The organism is Acinetobacter sp. CFCC 11171 (assembly GCF_003268405.1).
In the GTDB taxonomy this organism is placed as follows: domain Bacteria; phylum Pseudomonadota; class Gammaproteobacteria; order Pseudomonadales; family Moraxellaceae; genus Acinetobacter; species Acinetobacter amyesii.
This window is the reverse complement of the sequence record NZ_LQXP01000043.1, coordinates 1-19,032: the sequence shown is the minus strand read 5'-3', so window position 1 is coordinate 19,032 and position 19,032 is coordinate 1. Positions and strand designations below refer to the sequence as shown.

The 19,032-nt window shown below is 40.4% G+C and carries 15 protein-coding genes and 2 pseudogenes; 7 read left to right on the top strand and 10 right to left on the bottom strand.

Annotated features, from left to right (window positions below):
- The first annotated feature begins 36 nt into the window (after positions 1 to 36).
- From pglX to brxL, 4 genes are read left to right on the top strand one after another with little or no spacing between them, the layout of a single operon-like run.
- Positions 37 to 3,501: a BREX-1 system adenine-specific DNA-methyltransferase PglX gene (gene pglX / locus AVJ20_RS15815; RefSeq protein WP_111885888.1), complete on the top strand. Its 3,465-nt coding sequence runs from the start codon at positions 37 to 39 to the stop codon at positions 3,499 to 3,501.
- Entirely contained in the window at positions 3,501 to 5,444 is a 1,944-nt protein-coding gene (locus tag AVJ20_RS15810) for a DUF262 domain-containing protein (protein WP_010116437.1), read from the top strand. Before pglX ends, AVJ20_RS15810 begins: the two co-directional genes overlap by 1 nt.
- Positions 5,441 to 8,065 (top strand): BREX-1 system phosphatase PglZ type A, encoded by a 2,625-nt coding sequence (gene pglZ / locus AVJ20_RS15805; RefSeq protein WP_005021613.1) that lies wholly within the window; start codon positions 5,441 to 5,443, stop codon positions 8,063 to 8,065. The genes AVJ20_RS15810 and pglZ overlap by 4 nt, the downstream gene beginning before the upstream one ends.
- Positions 8,066 to 8,094: 29 nt before the next feature.
- On the top strand, positions 8,095 to 10,134 hold the full coding sequence (gene brxL, locus AVJ20_RS15800; protein WP_005021615.1) for a protease Lon-related BREX system protein BrxL: 2,040 nt from the start codon (positions 8,095 to 8,097) through the stop codon (positions 10,132 to 10,134).
- A gap of 125 nt (positions 10,135 to 10,259) precedes the next feature.
- Here brxL and AVJ20_RS15795 read toward each other — a convergent pair.
- Positions 10,260 to 10,494 (bottom strand): annotated as a pseudogene (locus tag AVJ20_RS15795) (hypothetical protein); the annotation flags it as partial.
- A gap of 124 nt (positions 10,495 to 10,618) precedes the next feature.
- On the opposite strand from AVJ20_RS15795, the pseudogene AVJ20_RS15790 reads away from it, so the two are divergent.
- Positions 10,619 to 11,017, top strand: a pseudogene (locus AVJ20_RS15790) (universal stress protein); the annotation flags it as partial.
- A gap of 159 nt (positions 11,018 to 11,176) precedes the next feature.
- On the opposite strand, the gene AVJ20_RS15785 reads toward AVJ20_RS15790, so the two are convergent.
- The 7 genes from AVJ20_RS15785 to arsC all read right to left on the bottom strand — a co-directional run bounded on the left by AVJ20_RS15785 (position 11,177) and on the right by arsC (position 16,378).
- Positions 11,177 to 12,268, bottom strand: coding sequence for an ArsO family NAD(P)H-dependent flavin-containing monooxygenase (locus tag AVJ20_RS15785; protein ID WP_005253618.1), 1,092 nt, complete (start codon positions 12,266 to 12,268; stop codon positions 11,177 to 11,179).
- Between the two features lie 109 nt (positions 12,269 to 12,377).
- On the bottom strand, positions 12,378 to 13,331 hold the full coding sequence (gene trxB, locus AVJ20_RS15780; protein WP_005021621.1) for a thioredoxin-disulfide reductase: 954 nt from the start codon (positions 13,329 to 13,331) through the stop codon (positions 12,378 to 12,380).
- Positions 13,332 to 13,348: 17 nt separating this feature from the next.
- Positions 13,349 to 14,053, bottom strand: coding sequence for an arsenical resistance protein ArsH (arsH, locus tag AVJ20_RS15775; protein WP_005253621.1), 705 nt, complete (start codon positions 14,051 to 14,053; stop codon positions 13,349 to 13,351).
- A gap of 4 nt (positions 14,054 to 14,057) precedes the next feature.
- Complete coding sequence (gene arsB, locus AVJ20_RS15770; RefSeq protein ID WP_010116223.1) at positions 14,058 to 15,098, bottom strand: ACR3 family arsenite efflux transporter; 1,041 nt, start codon at positions 15,096 to 15,098, stop codon at positions 14,058 to 14,060.
- A 5-nt stretch (positions 15,099 to 15,103) separates the two neighbouring features.
- Positions 15,104 to 15,577, bottom strand: a complete 474-nt coding sequence (locus AVJ20_RS15765; protein WP_004726772.1) for an arsenate reductase ArsC — start codon at positions 15,575 to 15,577, stop codon at positions 15,104 to 15,106.
- Between the two features lie 4 nt (positions 15,578 to 15,581).
- On the bottom strand, positions 15,582 to 15,905 hold the full coding sequence (locus AVJ20_RS15760; protein WP_004644742.1) for a metalloregulator ArsR/SmtB family transcription factor: 324 nt from the start codon (positions 15,903 to 15,905) through the stop codon (positions 15,582 to 15,584).
- Positions 15,906 to 15,949: 44 nt separating this feature from the next.
- Positions 15,950 to 16,378 (bottom strand): arsenate reductase (glutaredoxin), encoded by a 429-nt coding sequence (arsC, locus tag AVJ20_RS15755; protein ID WP_004644743.1) that lies wholly within the window; start codon positions 16,376 to 16,378, stop codon positions 15,950 to 15,952.
- A 315-nt stretch (positions 16,379 to 16,693) separates the two neighbouring features.
- Here arsC and AVJ20_RS15750 point away from each other — a divergent pair, with 315 nt between their 5' ends.
- Both AVJ20_RS15750 and AVJ20_RS15745 read left to right on the top strand, forming a co-directional pair.
- Positions 16,694 to 17,260, top strand: coding sequence for a recombinase family protein (locus AVJ20_RS15750; protein ID WP_004282172.1), 567 nt, complete (start codon positions 16,694 to 16,696; stop codon positions 17,258 to 17,260).
- 334 nt (positions 17,261 to 17,594) lie between these two features.
- Entirely contained in the window at positions 17,595 to 17,822 is a 228-nt protein-coding gene (locus AVJ20_RS15745) for a hypothetical protein (RefSeq protein WP_004812234.1), read from the top strand.
- Between the two features lie 231 nt (positions 17,823 to 18,053).
- Here the strand turns inward: AVJ20_RS15745 and AVJ20_RS15740 are convergent, their stop codons facing one another.
- Positions 18,054 to 18,485 (bottom strand): MarR family winged helix-turn-helix transcriptional regulator, encoded by a 432-nt coding sequence (locus tag AVJ20_RS15740; protein WP_000042163.1) that lies wholly within the window; start codon positions 18,483 to 18,485, stop codon positions 18,054 to 18,056.
- 6 nt (positions 18,486 to 18,491) lie between these two features.
- Positions 18,492 to 18,920, bottom strand: coding sequence for an organic hydroperoxide resistance protein (locus AVJ20_RS15735; protein WP_004786455.1), 429 nt, complete (start codon positions 18,918 to 18,920; stop codon positions 18,492 to 18,494).
- Positions 18,921 to 19,032: the final 112 nt, after the last annotated feature.

Genomic DNA, 19,032 nt, shown 5'->3' with positions numbered 1-19,032 from the left:
GGATATCGGCATCAGTCATTAATTAAAGGTTTAAAGATGAATACCAGTAATATTAAAAAATACGCACCGCAAGCACGTAACGATTTTATCGCAGCGATGCGCAAGCAGGCCGCCAAATATGGCATCACCGCAGACAGCATTTTACCGGCTGAACAGAAAGGCGACTTGCTGCTGATTGGCGATCAGGTTTTTCCGCTATCCGTCATGAAACCACGTGATAAGCTGATCAAACGCATTCAAACCAGCAGTTTTGAGCAGACGATTGATTATATCGCTTACAGTTGGTTTAACCGTCTCTGTGCGATTCGCTACATGGAATGCAAAGGCTTACTGGATCATGGTCGCCGTGTACTGAGTAGTGCCGATGGCAGTGCTGGGTTACCGCAGATTCTGGAAGAATGTCTGGATATTGACTTACCGGGTTTAGATGCCAGCCGTGTGGCTGAGTTAAAGCTGGATGGCAATAAAGACGAAGAGCTGTATCGTGAGCTGTTACTGGCTCAGTGTCATGCGTTGAATCAGGTGATGCCACTCCTGTTTGAACAGGTTTCTGATGAGTCTGAACTACTGTTACCGGATAATCTTACCAAAACCGATTCGTTGATCCGTGATTTAGTGAGCAGCATTCCGGAAGAAGACTGGTCGGATGTGCAAATTATTGGCTGGTTGTATCAATTCTATATTTCTGAAAAGAAAGATCAAGTGATTGGTAAAGTCGTCAAGAGTGAAGACATTCCTGCAGCGACACAGTTATTCACCCCAAACTGGATTGTAAAATACCTGGTACAGAACAGTGTCGGCCGTCTATGGATGATGGCACAGCCTGATAGTACGCTTGCCAGTGAATGGGAATACTATATTCAGCCAGCGGAACAGACCGATGAGGTCAATGCCCAGTTAAAACAACTGATTGATGTGCGCATCAGTGAAGATGGTGATACTTTAAATCCTGAAAGTATTACCGTACTGGATCCGGCCTGTGGTTCGGGGCATATTCTGGTGGAAGCTTATGACTGTTTGAAAGCGATTTATTTGGAACGTGGTTACCGTAGCCGTGATATTCCACGTTTGATTCTGGAAAATAACCTGTACGGCATTGATATTGATACCCGTGCGGCACAGCTCGCCAGTTTTGCGCTGTTGATGAAAGCGCGTGAGGATGACCGCCGTTTATTTAGTAATCCACCGAAGTTAAATATTATTGCGTTACAGGATAGTCAGCCAGAACGACTAGAAGCATTTTCTCAGGATTTAGCCAGTACTGGTATTGCCCAGACAGATTTAAAAGAGCTGCTGGAGCTATTTGAACATGCTTCTACCTTTGGTTCTTTGATTCAAATTCCTCAAGCATTCGCTAAGAAACTACCTGATTTAGAAAGCAAGCTGAATAAAGCATTAGAGTCAGGGGATATTTTTGCACAGCAGTCAGCACAAGAGTTATTGCCTTTACTACAACAAGCTAAATTACTGGCTAAACAATATGATGCCGTGATTGCGAATCCACCTTATATGGGTGGAGGAAAAATGAATGCAATCTTAAAAGATTTTGCTAAGAAAAAGTTCCCAGATAGTAAATCTGATTTATTCAGCATGTTTATTGAACGTGGGTTTGCTTGGTGTAAAGAAAGTGGCTTTAACAGCATGGTGACCATGCAAAGTTGGATGTTCTTGTCATCTTATGAAGCAATGCGTGAAAAACTGCTACAGGATAGAACCTTGTCTTGTATGGTGCATATGGGTAATGGGGTGATGGGAATTGCCTTTGGTACGGCTGCTACTGTCATGCTAAATAACCATATTAGTAATTATGCAGGTAGTTTTTCTTATTGTGAAAATGATGATGTAAATGAATTTGGCATCCCCAAACAATTCCCTGTACAAAATGAACGACTAAAAACAGCAAAACCAGATGACTTTAAGAAAATACCTGGAAGTCCTATTGCTTATTGGGTGAGTGATAAGGTACGTAATTCTTTTTCGACTTTTCCAAACATGGGAAGCCTTGCTGTCTCTTCAAATGGCGTCCAGACAGGAAATAACAATAATTATGTAAGATCATGGAATGAAATAAATATTACGAAGCTAAACTTAAAATGGTTTCCATATAATAAAGGAGGTTCCTATAGAAAATGGTATGGTAATTACGAATTTTTAGTAGACTGGGAATTTAATGGCAGAAGAATTAAATCTGAAAGTAATTCCTGTACTAGAGGTGAAGAATATTATTTAAAACTTGGCATAACTTGGTCAGATGTTACAAGTGGAAAGTTAGCGGGTAGATTACTGCCAGAAGGTTTCCTATTTGATGCAGCAGGACCATCAGCATTTTATGAAGACAAAAAGCTAACTTATATTGGATTGGGTTTACTAAATACTAAATTTGCTGATTATTGGTCGAAAATTTTAAATCCTACTTTACACTTTCAGTCTGGTGATTTTCGAAAATTAACGCTAGGGCCAAACTATATTTCCATCAATACGGAGAATATAGTTAAAAGTCTTATCTCAATTGCTAAATTTGATTGGGATTCCTACGAAACCTCATGGGACTTTACTCAAAACCCAATTATTCGTACTAACCAATCAACCTTAGAACAAGCCTTTAATACGTGGCAACAGCAAAATGCTGACGCCGTGGGTGAAATGAAACGGTTGGAAGAAGAAAATAATAAGCTATTTATTGATGCCTATGGCTTGCAGAATGAACTCACGCCAGATGTACCAGATGAGCAAATTACCCTTACCCGTGCCGACCGTGAAAAAGACAGTCAGCGTTTAGTGTCTTATGCACTGGGTTGTATGATGGGACGTTATAGCCTAGATGAACCCGGCTTGATCTATGCTCATACAGGCAATCAAGACTTTGATGCCAGCCGTTATAAAACATTCCCAGCCGATGCTGACGGCATTATTCCACTCACCGAAATGCACTGGTTCGAAGACGATGCCACCCATCGTCTTCGAGAGTTCCTAACTGCTGTTTGGGGTAAAGACACACTGGATACCAATATGCTGTGGCTGGCAGAAAGCTTGGACAAAAAAGCCAGTGAAACAGCTGAAGACACCATCCGCCGTTACCTCGCCAGCAAGTTCTATAAAGACCACATGCAGACCTATAAAAAGCGTCCAATTTACTGGTTATTCAGCAGTGGAAAACAGGGGGCTTTCCAGGCATTGGTGTACTTGCATCGTTATAACGAAAGTACCTTGGCGCGTATGCGTACTGAATACGTGATGCCACTGATTTCAAAAATGACAGCGATGGTTAACTCTTTGCAAAGTGAAATCGAAAACAGTGATTCTGCTGCTGAAATCAAACGTAAAGAAAAAGAACTACAAAACTTGCATAAGCAACAGGCTGAACTGAGTAGCTTTGAAGAAAAACTGCGTCACTTTGCCGATCAGCGTATTCACTTAGATCTGGATGATGGGGTGAAAGTGAACTATGGCAAGTTTGGCGACTTGTTGGCTGAAGTCAAAGCGATTACGGGGGAGAAATGATGAATGCTTTAAAAACATTAAGCAGTATTTTTGAGCATAGAATTATTCGAATTCCTGATTATCAACGCGGATATGCTTGGCAAGAACATCAACTGAATGACTTTTGGGAGGACTTAATTCATTTAAGTCCTGAACGCGTTCATTATACAGGTGTACTTACCTTAGAGCCCGTTGCAGATGAGTATTGGAAACGTTGGGAAAGTGATCTTTGGATTATTGATGGTAAAGGGTATAAGCCATTTTATATTGTAGATGGGCAACAACGCCTAACGACTTCAGTTATCTTAATTCAAGCCATACTAGAGTCAGTTCCAGAAGGCTCTGAATTAAACTTCCAGACTGTAGCTGAAATTCGACAGCAATATATCCTGCATATCGCACCAACTGGATTGCGTAAATCTTATCTTTTTGGATATGAAAAAGATAATCCAAGTGATGAATTTCTAAGAACAGGAGTGTTCTTAGAGAAATCCGCAACGAATAATGATGAGCAGACCTTCTATACCCGAAATCTTGCAAAAGCAAAGCAATTTTTTAAGGATAAATTAGAAACTTTACAGTTAGATGAGATTGCTGAAATTTATAAAAAATTGACGCAAAAGTTTAAGTTTAATCTTTATGAGATTGATGCAGAAATAGATGTATTTGTTACATTTGAAACGATGAACAATCGTGGTAAACCACTATCTAATCTAGAATTGTTAAAAAATAGGTTAATTTATCTATCCACACTTTTCCCAGAGCATAGTGGTAGGTCAGAATTACGAAATAATATTAATGCGACTTGGAAAACAATTTATGAGTATTTAGGTCGTAATCCAGATAAATTGCTGAGTGATGAGGAGTTTTTAAGAAATCACTGGGTAATGTACTTTAAATTTAGTCGACAAACTGGTGATGATTATCGAGACTATTTGTTGGATGAAAAATTTACTGTTCAAAATGTAACACATCCTAAAAATGACAATGATCAGTTAAGCGTAGGGGAAATCAATGATTATGTCATGAGCTTACAACAAGCTGTTAGGCCTTGGTTCTACATGCATAACCCATCTTATCCTTTAAAAGACTATAACGATGACAGCAATAAAAAGTTAGTCGATAGATTGGTTCGTCTTGGTTATAAATCATTTAAACCACTTATTCTGGCTGCATTTTGTCGTGGTAATAATTTCGATGAAACCAATACGCTACTTAAAGCGATAGAGCGATATATTTTCACAATTTTCACCTTAAGTCGCCGTAGAGGACATACCGGTGATTCGAACTTCCTGAGTAAATCGAAAGATTATCTTAATCATAAGATTACAACGGAAGGAATTGTGCATGACTTAAACAATTGGGTAGAACGTCATTTTTCAGCAAACAAATTTTTGGAATATATTGCTGAAAACTATGAGTTAGAAAAAGCAGGTTTCTATCGTTGGGATGGGGTTCGATACTTTTTATTCGAGTATGAACAAGCGCTGAAAGCTAAAGGAAAGCAATCTACAAGTAAATTAGATTGGAAAGAATTTACTTCGCGTATGAAGGATCATGTCACATTAGAGCATATCTACCCACAAACAGATACTGATCCATATTGGATGAATAAATTTGGCTATTTAGATAGCCAACAAAAAACATTATTGGTCCATTCACTAGGAAATTTGTTGCCTTTATCCCGTTCAAAAAACTCATCGTTGCAAAATGATGCATTTGAATTGAAAAAAAATAATGGACGCGGTGTGGGATATTACAACGGTTCTATATCTGAAAATGAAGTCAATATTCAAGATGATTGGGCACCGAAAGAAATTTACGAACGTGGTATTACTCTTTTAGAGTTTATGGAAAATCGTTGGAATATTATTTTAGGTGACGATGCATTTAAATCAAAATTGCTACATGTTGACCAAATTCCACTTGCTCCAGCAGTAGAGGATGTAGAGGTGGTTGCATGAACTTAAGTCAACTACAGCAAGGCCTGGAACAAGCCTTTTATACTGAACAGCACCGAATTGTCTTTTGGTACGATGCAGAGCATTCATTTACTGAAGAAATCAAAGCCCTAAAGCTAAATGATGTCCAGATTTTGAATATGGCAGAAGAGTCGAGTTTGGCGATCAAGCTTAAACTGGAACTTGAGGATCAGCAGGGTAAATACTTGCTGTATTTCCCCAGTGCTGAGCCTGAAACCGAAAAAGACTGGTTACTGGACATCAAGCTGTATTCACGCAGCTTCTATGCCGATCGTTTCTCGATTATTTTCAATGAGCTGGGTTTACAGCAGCAGAGTCTAAGAGAACATCTGGCCAAACGTGAAGAATTCCTTAAAGCCAAAGCCCGTCTGAGTACATTGAAACGCTATATCCAGTCTGATGCAGATGAACAGGATCTGGATATGGCCATGATTGCGGCTGTGGTCAAAGCTGACAGTGCCGAACTCATGCATATCGTTCTAGCACTAGCAGATGAAATGGTACAGCAGAACCTGGCTCTGGAAGTCAATCCGGAATCGTTTGCTGAACTGGAAAAATTCCAACTGGTGCCAGCTTTAGTCACCGCATTACAGGCGGAAATTGGTTATCCAGCATCGGTTGAAGAATTGAATGGGGAAGCACCATTCAAGCTCGGTACGTTCTTTATCCGTTTGATGACTACAGGTTTCTGTGAAAGCCTGGGCGATATACCGCTATGGGCTCAGGAACTGGTGATGTCATCCGTCAGCTCCCGTGCAACAGCCAGAGCCTTTTTGTCGCGCTGGAGAGACAGCTCCAAATACTACCCAACCTTCGATACACTCTCCCAGACCGTGGCTAATGCACTGCGGATCCAAGAAAAGGTCGGGGCTTTTGATCTTGAGCAGCTGCTCGATGTCATGACTTTTGAAGTGATTGAACAAAAGATCATTGTTGATTTGGCCAGTCATATCCCTGCAGCAGCCAAAGCTGAACTGGAACATTTCAGAACGATTATTTCTACCCGTCTGGATGGCTATTGGGCGTCCAAACATAAGGACGATGCAACCCGCCGTAAATACCGCACCGTCTATACAGCGTTGCAGGCAGCGATTGAGCTGTTCAGCCTGCGACTGCTGTTTGATGCCGGTTTCTATTTCGACTCTAGCGAAGCCTTGTATAAAGCCTACGAGCAGGAGTTGTATCGCTTTGATATGGCCTATCGCCACTACAGTGCTGCTTCTCAACGCGCTCATGTCGATATCCTGAAAAAACTCGATGAAGAAGTCGAAAATTGCTATTCCTACTGGTTTATTGACCACTTGGCACGAAACTGGGGCGAGCGTGTAGAAGCTGAGCAACGCTTGAATGTCTGGAAAGTGGCAGATATCCCAAATCAGCAGAACTTCTACGATACCCACGTCAGACCCTTACTCAATTCTGCAACGAAACGCCGTATTGTGGTAATTATCAGTGATGCTTTCCGTTATGAAGCTGCGGTAGAGTTGCGTGATCGTATCAATGAAAAGCGTTATTCTGAAGCGACCTTGTCTTCACAGCTGGGTGTTGTCCCAAGTTACACCACACTTGGCATGGCCTCGTTGTTGCCGCATCAGACTTTGGAATACAAAGAGGCCGCAGGGGATGATGTTTTAGTAGATGGGCAATCTAGCAAAGGGACTGCAGCACGATCCAAAATTCTGGCTGCCTATAATGGATTGGCAGTAACCGCTGAAATGGTAAAAGGCTGGTCGCGTGATGAAGGCCGTGAAGCGCTGAAAGACTATGAGTTGATTTACGTTTATCACAACGTGATTGATGCACGCGGCGACAGCGCCTCGACAGAATCAGAAACCTTTATGGCGGTGGAACATGCTATTGAAGAACTGACTGAACTCAGCCGTAAAATTTTAATGCACTTTAATATTTCCACCCTATTGATTACAGCCGACCATGGCTTCTTATTCCAGCAAAGTAAACTGGAATCTGCGGATCGTTCAAGCTTGACTGAAAAACCTACCAATACATTGAAGAGCAAAAAACGCTATGTGATTGGGCATGGTTTACCAGAGAGCAAGGAAGCCTGGAAAGGCTCAACCCAAGCTACGGCAGGCACATTATCTGCGACTGATTTCTGGATTCCAAAAGGGGCGAACCGTTTCCATTTTGTAGGAGGCTCACGTTTCGTGCATGGCGGCATCATGCCTCAGGAAATTGTGGTACCGGTACTGATGGTAAAACAGCTACGTGGTGAAAAGGCTGGACAGCGGACCAAGCGTAAAGTTGAGGTCATTTCTACCAAATCCACGCTGAAGATGGTCAATAACATCCAGAAGTTTGATTTGATGCAAACCGAAGCTGTCAGTGAGCTGGTCATGCCAGTGACTTTATCCATTGCCATTTATGATGGGGATCTTAAAGTTTCCAGTGAAGAAACTTTGACTTTTGATAGCACTACCGACTCTGTTGCGGAACGGGTAAAACAGGTCAGACTGTCATTGTCCGGTACTGATTTTGACCGTAAGAAAGATTACTTCTTGGTACTGAAGGACAAAGACCTAAATATCGAAGTGCAGCGCTATAAGGTCACCATTGATTTGGCATTTACCGATGACTTCTTCTAATAACGAATTAACGATAGAGCGTAGCCTACATGGAATCTGCTAACGATAAAGAACTGGATCAGCTGCTGAATGAACACTTTGCTGGGCGGGTGGTACGTAAGGATCTGACTAAACTGATCAAAGAAGGGGCTAACGTTCCTGTCTATGTACTCGAATACCTGCTAGGGATGTATTGTGCCTCGGATGATCCTGAGATCATTGAGCAGGGACTACGTAACGTAAAGACGGTGCTGGCAGAGAACTATGTACGACCTGATGAAGCTGAGAAGGTGAAATCCCTGGTTCGTGAACGTGGCAGTTATAAAGTCATTGATCGGGTGACCGTAAAGCTGAATGAGCGTAAGGACAAATACGAAGCATCATTTAGTAATCTGGGCATCAAAGATGCCGAAATCTCGGCAGGCATCGTCAAAGAGTATGAAAAATTACTTGTTGGTGGTATCTGGGTCATTGCTACGCTCAGTTATTATTTTGAAGAAGGGCAGACTAGTTCTCCATTTGGGGTGAGCTTACTCAAGCCGATTCAAATGCCGAATATGAATATGGATGAACTCTTCAGTGGCAGAGCAGCATTAAGCACTGATCAGTGGCGCGAGAGTTTAATCCGTTCCATCGGCATGGAACCGGCTTCGTTAAAAGAGGACGTGCAATGGCACCTATTAGCGCGTATGGTTCCGTTCGTTGAAAATAACTATAACGTCTGTGAACTGGGACCACGCGGTACCGGGAAAAGCCATATTTACAAAGAGTGTTCACCGAATAGTATTTTAGTCTCTGGTGGGCAAACGACTGTCGCCAACCTGTTCTATAACATGAGTAGCCGCCGTATTGGTCTGGTGGGCTTATGGGATGTGGTAGCTTTTGATGAAGTCGCCGGTATTTCCTTTAAGGACAAAGATGGTGTACAGATCATGAAAGATTACATGGCCTCAGGATCTTTTGCTCGTGGTCGTGAACAGATGGAAGCCTCAGCTTCGATGGTTTTTGTGGGTAATATTAACCAAAGTGTTGAATCTTTGGTGAAGACTAGCCACTTATTGGCTCCGTTTCCTGAAGCTATGATCGATTCAGCATTCTTTGATCGCTTTCATGCCTATATCCCAGGTTGGGAAATTCCAAAAATGCGCCCGGAATTCTTTACCAACCGTTATGGCCTGATTGTTGATTATCTGGCTGAATTCTTCCGGGAAATGCGCAAGCGCAGTTTTGCGGATGCCATTGAGAAGTACTTCAAGCTAGGGAATAACCTGAATCAGCGTGATGTGATCGCCGTTCGCAAGACGGTTTCTGGATTGATGAAGCTGCTTTACCCACACGGTCAGTTTAATAAAGAAGATGTACGGCAATGCCTGGAATATGCACTGCAGGTGCGCCGTCGGGTCAAAGAACAGCTGAAGAAAATTGGAGGGATGGAATTCTATGATGTGCATTTTAGCTATATCGACAATGACACTCTAGAAGAGCATTTTGTTTCGGTAAAAGAGCAGGGTGGAGGTGGACTTATTCCCGAAGGTCCTGCTAAACCAGGCTTCCTGTATACCATTGGCCTCAGTAATAAGGGCATGCCAGGCTTATACCGCTTAGAACTGCAAGTCACTAAAGGTTCAGGAAAATTGGCCACATCAGGCTTATGGAATTCAAGCAGTGCCAAGGAGCAGGTCAAGATCGCATTTGACTACTTCAAGGCCAATGCATCCCGGATCTCGGGGGGGAGTAAGGTGCTGGAACATGATTTCCACTTACATGTGGTTGAATTACAGAATACCGGGCCGCTCAGCCATCTTGCCTTGCCAAGTTTAGTGGCTTTCGCTTCAGGCCTGTTAGGACGATCGGTACAAAGTCAGATGGTGGTACTGGGTGATATGAGCTTGGGTGGTTCAGTGACACCGGTGGAAAGTATTGCCGAATGTCTGCAAGTTGCTTTTGATGCGGGTGCCAAGAAGGTTGCTTTACCCATGAGTAGTGCGGCAGATATCCCAACGATTCCTGTGGAACTGTTTACCAAGTTCCAGACCAGCTTTTATGCAGATCCGGTGGATGCGGTGTTTAAAGGGTTAGGGGTGGATTAATTTCATATCTGTCTGGAAGAGTTACAGTAGATTGTTTTAAATTCAGTTTCTCAAGTTTAAATACCATGTTGTAAAAGCATAATACTGCCTCTTTTAAAGAGCTAGTATTTTTAGGGGGGATTACCCTTCATTTTCTCTTGATCAGATATCTTGTACTTTGACAGGATTTTGTTGATCTAAATATTTTTGATACCAAACACGTAGTGTTTCAGGAGTACAGCCAATTTTAGGAGCAATTGCGGAAACTGCTGCCCAATTCGATGGATAATCTTTTTCGGATTCAATCAATAATTGAACCGCTCTTTCTCTGATTTCAGGGGTCAATTTTACTTTGCCATTTGTAAGGTAAAAGGGGTCAATTTTAGAATGCCGTTGACAATGTATCGCCTTTTGAGTTTGAAGCAATGTACAATGATAAGATTAACCCGTTAGGTCAGGTGGCCTAACTTAAATAAAAAGTCTCCGACAAACCCGGTACGGTTCACCCGTATTAATAACATCTGCACCCTTTAGTCCACCTGAGTCTTTTTTAATTGCTTTTGATGGAAGTCCTACTGCACGTATTTGTGTAGACAAAATTGCAAATAGTCCTTTATTAAAAACCCTGACAGCTCATGTGGTATATGTTGGTAAGCTAAATAGTGATATGACATCACAAGTCACTTGGGCAAAAGAGCTACTTGTAAATAATGGTTTTGATGTAATTGATAGCATGCTTGACGGTGATGTTGAGAAATCTATATTGGATTATCAAGAAAAAAACGTTATTGATATGATTGTGATTGGTGCATATGGTCATTCAAAGATACGCCAGTTTTTTATTGGTAGTACGACGACCAAATTGTTATCAAGCTCTATAAAACCTGTACTTTTATTGAGATAAGACCTAAGGCGTTAAGTAGATATTCTATCTATTTAACGCCTTGTATTTATCATTCAATAGAGCAAATAGAATTATGAAAATGGAATTATTTTAGCTTACCTAATATAGGTAACGTATTGAAAAGAGTCTATTTTAAAATCCTCTAATGAGATAGATAGCTCATTTTTCTAAATAATTTTTAGTATCAATTTCGTGTAGATAAGCAACGATTTCCTCCACTGTGGTTCTCGCTGTTCTAGAAACTCCAATTATCGTAGCTGAAGCCATCCCAGTCCATTCCCCATAGCCTACCAACCACAAGTTCGGCATCTTGACCGATCTTCCGTCCTTAACCTCTATCAGGTTGTCTGGCTCTATCACCCCCAGAGTCCTCAAGTGATCCAAAGAAGCTTTAAACCCTGTACACCAGATCACCGCATCGACTTGCTCTTTTGAGCCATCAGGCCAAATGATAGAGTCTGTGGTAAATGATTTAAAAGGTGGACGACTATGCAAAACCCCTCTCTGCCTTGCCTCCTTAACACTATCAATCATCACAATATCACCAAGCCCCCCAACAGGCTGATCAATGACTTTACCCTCTTGCTGTGCTTTTAAGCGTTCCGTCGCTCTTAAAAACAGTACACGACCGTCCACATCATCGGATAAAAATTGAGGTGGAGTTTTCGTGACCCAAATGGTTTCAGCAACTTGTGAAACCTCAGCGAGTATTTGAGCGCCTGAATTACCACCACCCACAACGATGACTTTCTTACCTTTAAATGGGTCTGCATTCATGTAATGGGCTGAATGTAACTGTGTACCTTGAAAGTTTTCTTGTCCCGGATAATCAGGAATAAACGGCTGGCTCCATGTCCCGGTTGCACTAACCACGGCCTTGGCTCGCCAAAACTTTTCTCCAGCATATACGTCTAAATACTTTCCATTCGATTCCACACGATCGACATGTACTGGACGAACAATCGGAAATTGATATCTCTGTTCATAAGCCGATAAATACTGAATCACCTCATTTCGTGTTGGATAGGTCTGTTCAGTGATGGGCATCATCCAACCGGATAGAGAACTCCAGGTATTAGGAGAAAAAAGACGCAATGACTCCCAGGTATGCAGCCAGGCACCCCCTGCTTGATTTTGCTCATCCAATATAATGAATGGGATTTTCTTGCGCTTTAAAAAATAAGCAGTAGATAAAGCAGCCTGTCCACCACCTATAATGATGACATCTGTTTCCGTCTGTTTCTGGTTCAACGCCTTTTCCCCTTTTGTTTTTTATATCTGATTTCTTTAGTGCAAAAACCCAATCATGAAGACTGGGTTTTTACATTTATTCACTTTTTCAATTATGACAACCTACTCATCAATTCAGATTATCAAGATATTTTTCAGCATCAAGTGCAGCCATACAGCCTGAACCTGCCGAAGTAATCGCTTGACGGTAAACGCTGTCAGCAATATCACCCGCAGCAAATACACCCGGAACAGATGCAGCAGTCGCATTACCTGCCGTACCGCTTTGAACCTGAATATAACCATCACGAAGGTTCAACTGACCTTCAAACATGCCGCTATTCGGTTTATGACCAATGGCAACAAATAAGCCAGTAACTTCTACATCTTGTTTAGAGCCATCTTGGGTAGATTGCAGGCGAACTGCAGTTACACCTGACGTTCTGTCACCAAGAACTTCGTCCACTTGATGATTCCAAGTGATGCTGATTTTACCTTCTTTCTCTTTCTCGAACAGATGATCTTGAAGAATTTTCTCTGAACGCAAAGAGTCACGACGGTGAACTAGAGTCACGTGTGAAGCAATGTTGGATAGATAAAGGGCTTCTTCAACCGCAGTATTACCACCACCGACAACCATAACTTTTTGGTTTTTGTAGAAGAAACCATCACAGGTTGCACAGGCACTTACGCCTTGACCCATAAATGCAGCTTCAGATTCAAGACCTAAGTACTGAGCCGTTGCACCTGTTGCAATAATCAGGGCATCACAAGTGAACTCTTCCATATCACCTTTTAGAACGAATGGACGAACGCTTAAATCAACTTCGTTGATATGGTCATAGACAATGTCAGTACCAAAGCGTTCAGCATGCGCTTGCATACGTTCCATGAGTGCAGGACCAGTTAGACCTTCAGGGTCACCCGGCCAATTGTCGACTTCGGTTGTTGTGGTCAACTGACCACCTAGCTGTAAACCGGCAATCAGCGTTGGCTTTAAGTTGGCACGTGCAGCATATACAGCTGCGCTATAACCCGCAGGGCCTGAACCTAGAATAATTAATTTAGAATGTCTCTTTTGCATTTAATATCACCTAGCGTTTACAAACTACGCTGATTCACACGTTTAGATAATTCTTCAGCCGATTCCTTACGTTCAGAATAACGATCTGTCAGGTATTTGCTTTGACCACGGGTCAGTAGGGTGAACTTAAATAACTCTTCCATCACATCCACAATCCGGTCATAGAAAGCTGAAGGTTTCATTCGTCCATCTTCTTCGAATTCCAAGAATGCTTTTGGAACTGAGGACTGATTTGGAATGGTGATCATCCGCATCCAACGACCCAAAATACGCATCTGGTTCAGGCTGTTAAATGACTGTGATCCGCCACTGACTTGCATCAAGGCAAGAGTTTTACCTTGGGTGGCACGGATTGCACCCCCTGCCAGTGGAATCCAGTCTATTTGTGATTTAAAAATTGAACTCATAGAACCATGGCGTTCAGGTGAACACCAGACCATGCCTTCTGACCATGCTAAAAGTTCATGCAACTCTTTTACTTTTGGATGCTCAGTATCCGCATCTTCAGGTAAAGGAAGCCCTTTAGGATGAAAGATTTTTACTTCCGCCCCAAAATGCTCCAGGATTCGACCGGCTTCAAGAACGGCAAGGCGACTGTAAGAGCGTTCTCGATTCGAGCCGTAAAGGAGCAAAATGCGAGGGGGATGAGCAAGTTCTTTTGCCTGAACTTTTTCAAAAGTCGGTTGCTCAAGAAGATTAAGATCTACGTTTGGGAGATTCATAGAATTAGGCCTCTTTAAAAACTTTTTTTCTCAGCCAGAGCGAAACACTCACCAAGGCAATCAACACCGGAACTTCGACCAATGGACCAATAATCGTGGTAAAAGCAACAGGTGAAGCGATACCAAAAGTGGCAATTGCGACTGCCAGTGATAATTCAAAATTATTCCCGGCTGCAGTAAATGCGATTGCTGTGGTCTTAGGATAGTCATTGCCCATCCATTTACTCATGAAGAAGCTGATAAAGAACATCAAAACGAAGTAAATGGTTAAAGGAACCGCGATTCGTAAAACTTCCAGTGGAAGACTCACGACATCACCACCTTTTAGGCTAAACATGGCCAGAATCGTGAACAGTAAAGCCATTAAACTCAGCGGGCTGATTTTCGGAATAAACTGAGTTTCATACCACTCTACCCCTTTTTGTTTCACCAGAATCCAACGCGTTAAGAAACCCAACAGAAATGGAATACCAAGATAAACCAGAACAGCATGGGTGATGGTCCAGAAATCAACATTAATGACCTGTGAAGCAACACCGAAATAAGGTGGCAGGAAGGTCAGGAATAACCAGGCATAGGTACTGAAGAATAAAATCTGGAAGATACTGTTAAAGGCAACTAAGGCTGCAACATATTGATTATCACCACAAGCTAGGCCATTCCAAACCAATACCATGGCAATACATCGAGCTAGACCAATTAGGATGACACCAGTCATATATTCGGGATAGCTATGTAAAAATATAATAGCCAGAGCAAACATCAGTACTGGGGCAATTAGCCAGTTTTGTATTAAAGATAAAGTTAGTGTTTTTTTATCTTTAAATACTTGTGGCAACGTCGCATAGTTCACTTTTGCCAGGGGGGGATACATCATCAGAATAAGACCAACTGCAATTGGAATATTCACAGAGTTGATACTTAATTGATCGAGTGCGACAGAAGCTTGCGGAAAGAAGTTTCCGATTGCAATACCTAGAGCCATGGCAATAAAAATCCATAGCGTCAGGTTACGATCTAAAAAGGATAAGCGTTTTTCAGACATATCTCTTACTCAACATTCGAAATTTTATTGATTTCAGCAATGAGTTCAGGACGAGAAAGTTTATTTACATCTAGGGCAAATAAAGCATCTAAACGACGGTTGATATGTTCAACAGTGGTCATAAAAGCTTTCATTTTTTCTTCTTTATTTACTTCCAGGTGTGAAGGATCAGCTAGGCCCCAATGTGCCTTGATTGCTCCACCCAAATAAAGTGGACAGGCTTCTTGAGCAGCAGAGTCACATACCGTGATCACAACATCAGGTTGGTACTGTTCACAGTCATCAATCGTTTTACTCCATAAACCTTCAGTAGATAACCCTAAGTTTTCAAGGGTTTCTAAAGTTAGCGGGTGAACTTGACCTGAAGGCTTACTCCCAGCGCTATAGGCTTTCCAACCTTCTGGTGCTCGGCTATTAAACAAAACTTCAGACAAAATGCTACGGCAGCTATTTCCAGTACATAAAAATAAAAATTTCATTGAATTACTCACAATAACTATTTACAGAAAGGGGGTGTTGATCATCCAGCTTTGATTGAGATTGAACCGTCTTCAAAATATCTAAAATTTCATAACACCAGTTGGCCAATTTTGGATTGATACTGTAGTAAACCCATTGGCCTTGTCTGCGATCTTGAAGTAGCCCTGAAGCACGTAAAAGGGCTAAATGTCTTGAAATTTTAGGTTGACTGAGTTGTAGTTTTTCAGTCAAATCACATACACATAGTTCTTTATTTTCAACAATTAATGTCACTATATTGAGACGTGTTTCATCTGATAAGCATTTAAAAAAATTAACTTGATCCATATAAGTCTCCTTCACATTCTTTCCATTCAAGAGATGAGAAAGTGCTATTTAATTCTTAGGCCATTTTCATCAATAATTTTTTCACCATCTTCTTTGCTAAATGCGCCTTTCTGAGGAAACGGGAGAATATCCAAAACAACTTCAGAAGGACGACACAAACGTGTACCTAAATCCGTAACAACGAATGGGCGGTTAATCAAAATAGGATGTTGAAGCATAAAATTTAAAAGCTGTTCATCAGACCAATCTTCCCGAACAATTTCTAAATCAGAATATGGAGGTACATTTTTACGAATTGCTTCTCTAACACTTAAACCAGCACTACGAATAAGTTCAATTAATTCTGCTTTCGAAGGTGGGGTAATTAGATATTCAATAACGATTGGTTCAATTCCTGCATTTTGAATTAAAGCTAAGGTATTCCTTGATGTACCACACTCAGGATTGTGATAAATCTTTATGGTCGAGAACATTTTGACTGACTCTGCTATTAGAAACTCAGATATATTTATATACGTATTTCCACATATATGCAAATACATATATTGATTTTATTTAAATTACTTAATGTCAATAAATGTATATATATTCTTGCAAATTCTTATGAGTGAGAAAAAACTCGTTATTTAAATATGTATATTTAGAGCATACCCTAAAGTTACAATCTGAAAGTTCATGAAATTATGTATCATTTAAATGATTTTTAATCATAAATAACATGTAACTTTAGTATTAAAGATTTATAATTTACGAAATTGTTCATTTTTATCCAATTGGGGCGTGAAAAATTGAAAGGCCAAAAAGTAGGGTATATCCGGGTAAGTTCTGTCGAGCAAAACACTGGACGTCAACTTGAGGGAATTGAAGTCGACCGGATTTTTGTTGACCGTGCTTCAGGTAAAAATACTGACCGACCTAAATTTCAGGAAATGTTGAACTATGTCCGGGAAGGGGACAGGGTGATTGTACATTCCATGGATCGTTTTGCGCGAAGCCTGAAAGATTTGGTCACTGAAGTAGATAAACTGGTCAAACGAGGGATTGCCATCCAGTTTGTAAAAGAAAATATTACTTTTACGGCCGAATCCACCCCGATGGATAATTTGATGCTGCAATTGATGGGTGCTTTTGCACAGTTCGAACGTGAGATAATTTTAGAGCGGCAAAAGGAAGGAATAAAACTCGCCTCTGCTCAGGGGAAGTACAAAGGTCGGGTGCATAAACTAAAGCCTGACCAAGCTGAAGCTTTACGACAAGCATGGAGGGAAGGGAAGTATCCATCAAAAATGGCATTAGGAAAAGCTTTTGGGATTAGTCGTCAGGCGGTATACCGATATTTACAAGTTAGTGAATAGCTTATTGGGATTGGCAACTAAATTTAGTTTAACTTATAAAAATCATGAAACATTGTTCGAATTTTAAGCGTGGAACATAAATAATCAATAAAAAGCCGCTCTGGTACCCTATGCCCCACAACGGCTTGATCTAATATACTGAAATTTAATGATAAATATCAAGTATTTCGTATAAGGTGTATTATGTTATTTTTAGAAAAACTTAACTTAAATAGATAAATCTAATATATTATCTTTCTCACAATTTCATAAATATATCAATTATCTAATAAGCTTTAAATCCTCTTGCTAAGTCTGTATGCTGTTTTATCAGAAAGATACTATAGAGGGTAATATGCATAGTTTTTCTGTAAAAGAATTGGATCAGTTGATTGAAAATGATCTAAAGGAAAAGAAAAAATCTAGTAAGTTATTGATTGGATATAAACTATTTAATGATCTAATGAATGACCCTAAATTTTATGCAGAAGTGACAGATTCAGCCCTGAGTGCCACAAAACGAAAATATAAGAACCTCAAGATCAAGATTACGACGGATAAATATCAACTTCATTTTGAATAAAACATAAAAAAGAGAGCTAGCAGCTCTCTTTTTATGATAGAAGTGTACTCACTAGTACACTTCTATCATATCCATTTTACATAATGGTCATTATGAATAGTTATTACAATTTCATTAATTATCATATAGATATATTTTTTTGACTTCGTATAAGGTGTATTATGTTTATTTTAGAAAAACTAATTGATTCTTGAAAGTAAACAGGCTTCCATTATCAGATATTAAGAGGTCTCAAATTCTTTCTGATAATAGATTAACTAATACTTTTAATTCATCTCGTAATTGATTTAAGTTATCAAACTCAATGTTCTTGGTAAGCTCTTTAGGAATCTTTTCTGCTTCAGCAGATAAGTCTCGCCCTTTATCTTTTAATGAAATAAGAACTCGTCTTTCATCATTAGGATCACGTGATCGATTAATTAGACCAGATGTCTCCATTCTTTTTAATAGTGGGGTTAATGTTCCACTATCAAGATGTAAAATTTGTCCAAGATCACCCACACTTACACATTCTTTTTCCCACAAAACCAACATCACTAAATATTGAGGATAAGTGAGTCCGAGAGGTGTAAGAAAAGGGCGATAAGCTTTTACGATTAAATTAGATGCAGCATAAATAGGAAAACATAGTTGCTCATCTAAGCAAAGCTGATTCTTGGACATAGCTTTTTATTTGGTATAGACAGTGGTAGACACCTGTATATTACCTCGAATAGCATTGGAATAAGGACATACTTGATGCGTTTGTTCCACGATTTTCTCTGCATCAGCTTGTGAAATACCTGAAAGTGTGACATCTAAGTGTACTGTCAAGGCAAATCCACCATTGCCATTAGCAACCATTCCAACAGTACTCAGGACCTCTACATCGTTATCACGGATTTTATATTCTTTATTGCTACGAGTTACATGGATCACTGCATTTCCAAAGCATGCAGCATAGCCAGCTGCAAATAATTGTTCAGGATTCGTTGCATCACCTTTACCACCTAATTCTTTTGGCAAAGCCAATTTTAGTTCTAAGATACCATCTTCACTACGAATATTTCCTGAACGTCCACCGATTGCTTTAACCTGGGTAGAATAAAGATTACTCATTTTGATTACCTTTAAATAAATACATTGTGTGCAATATAATTGCACACAATGTATTTATGTCAACTGTTTTTTATATTCCATTTAACATAATGGTTGTTATATGAAATGCAAC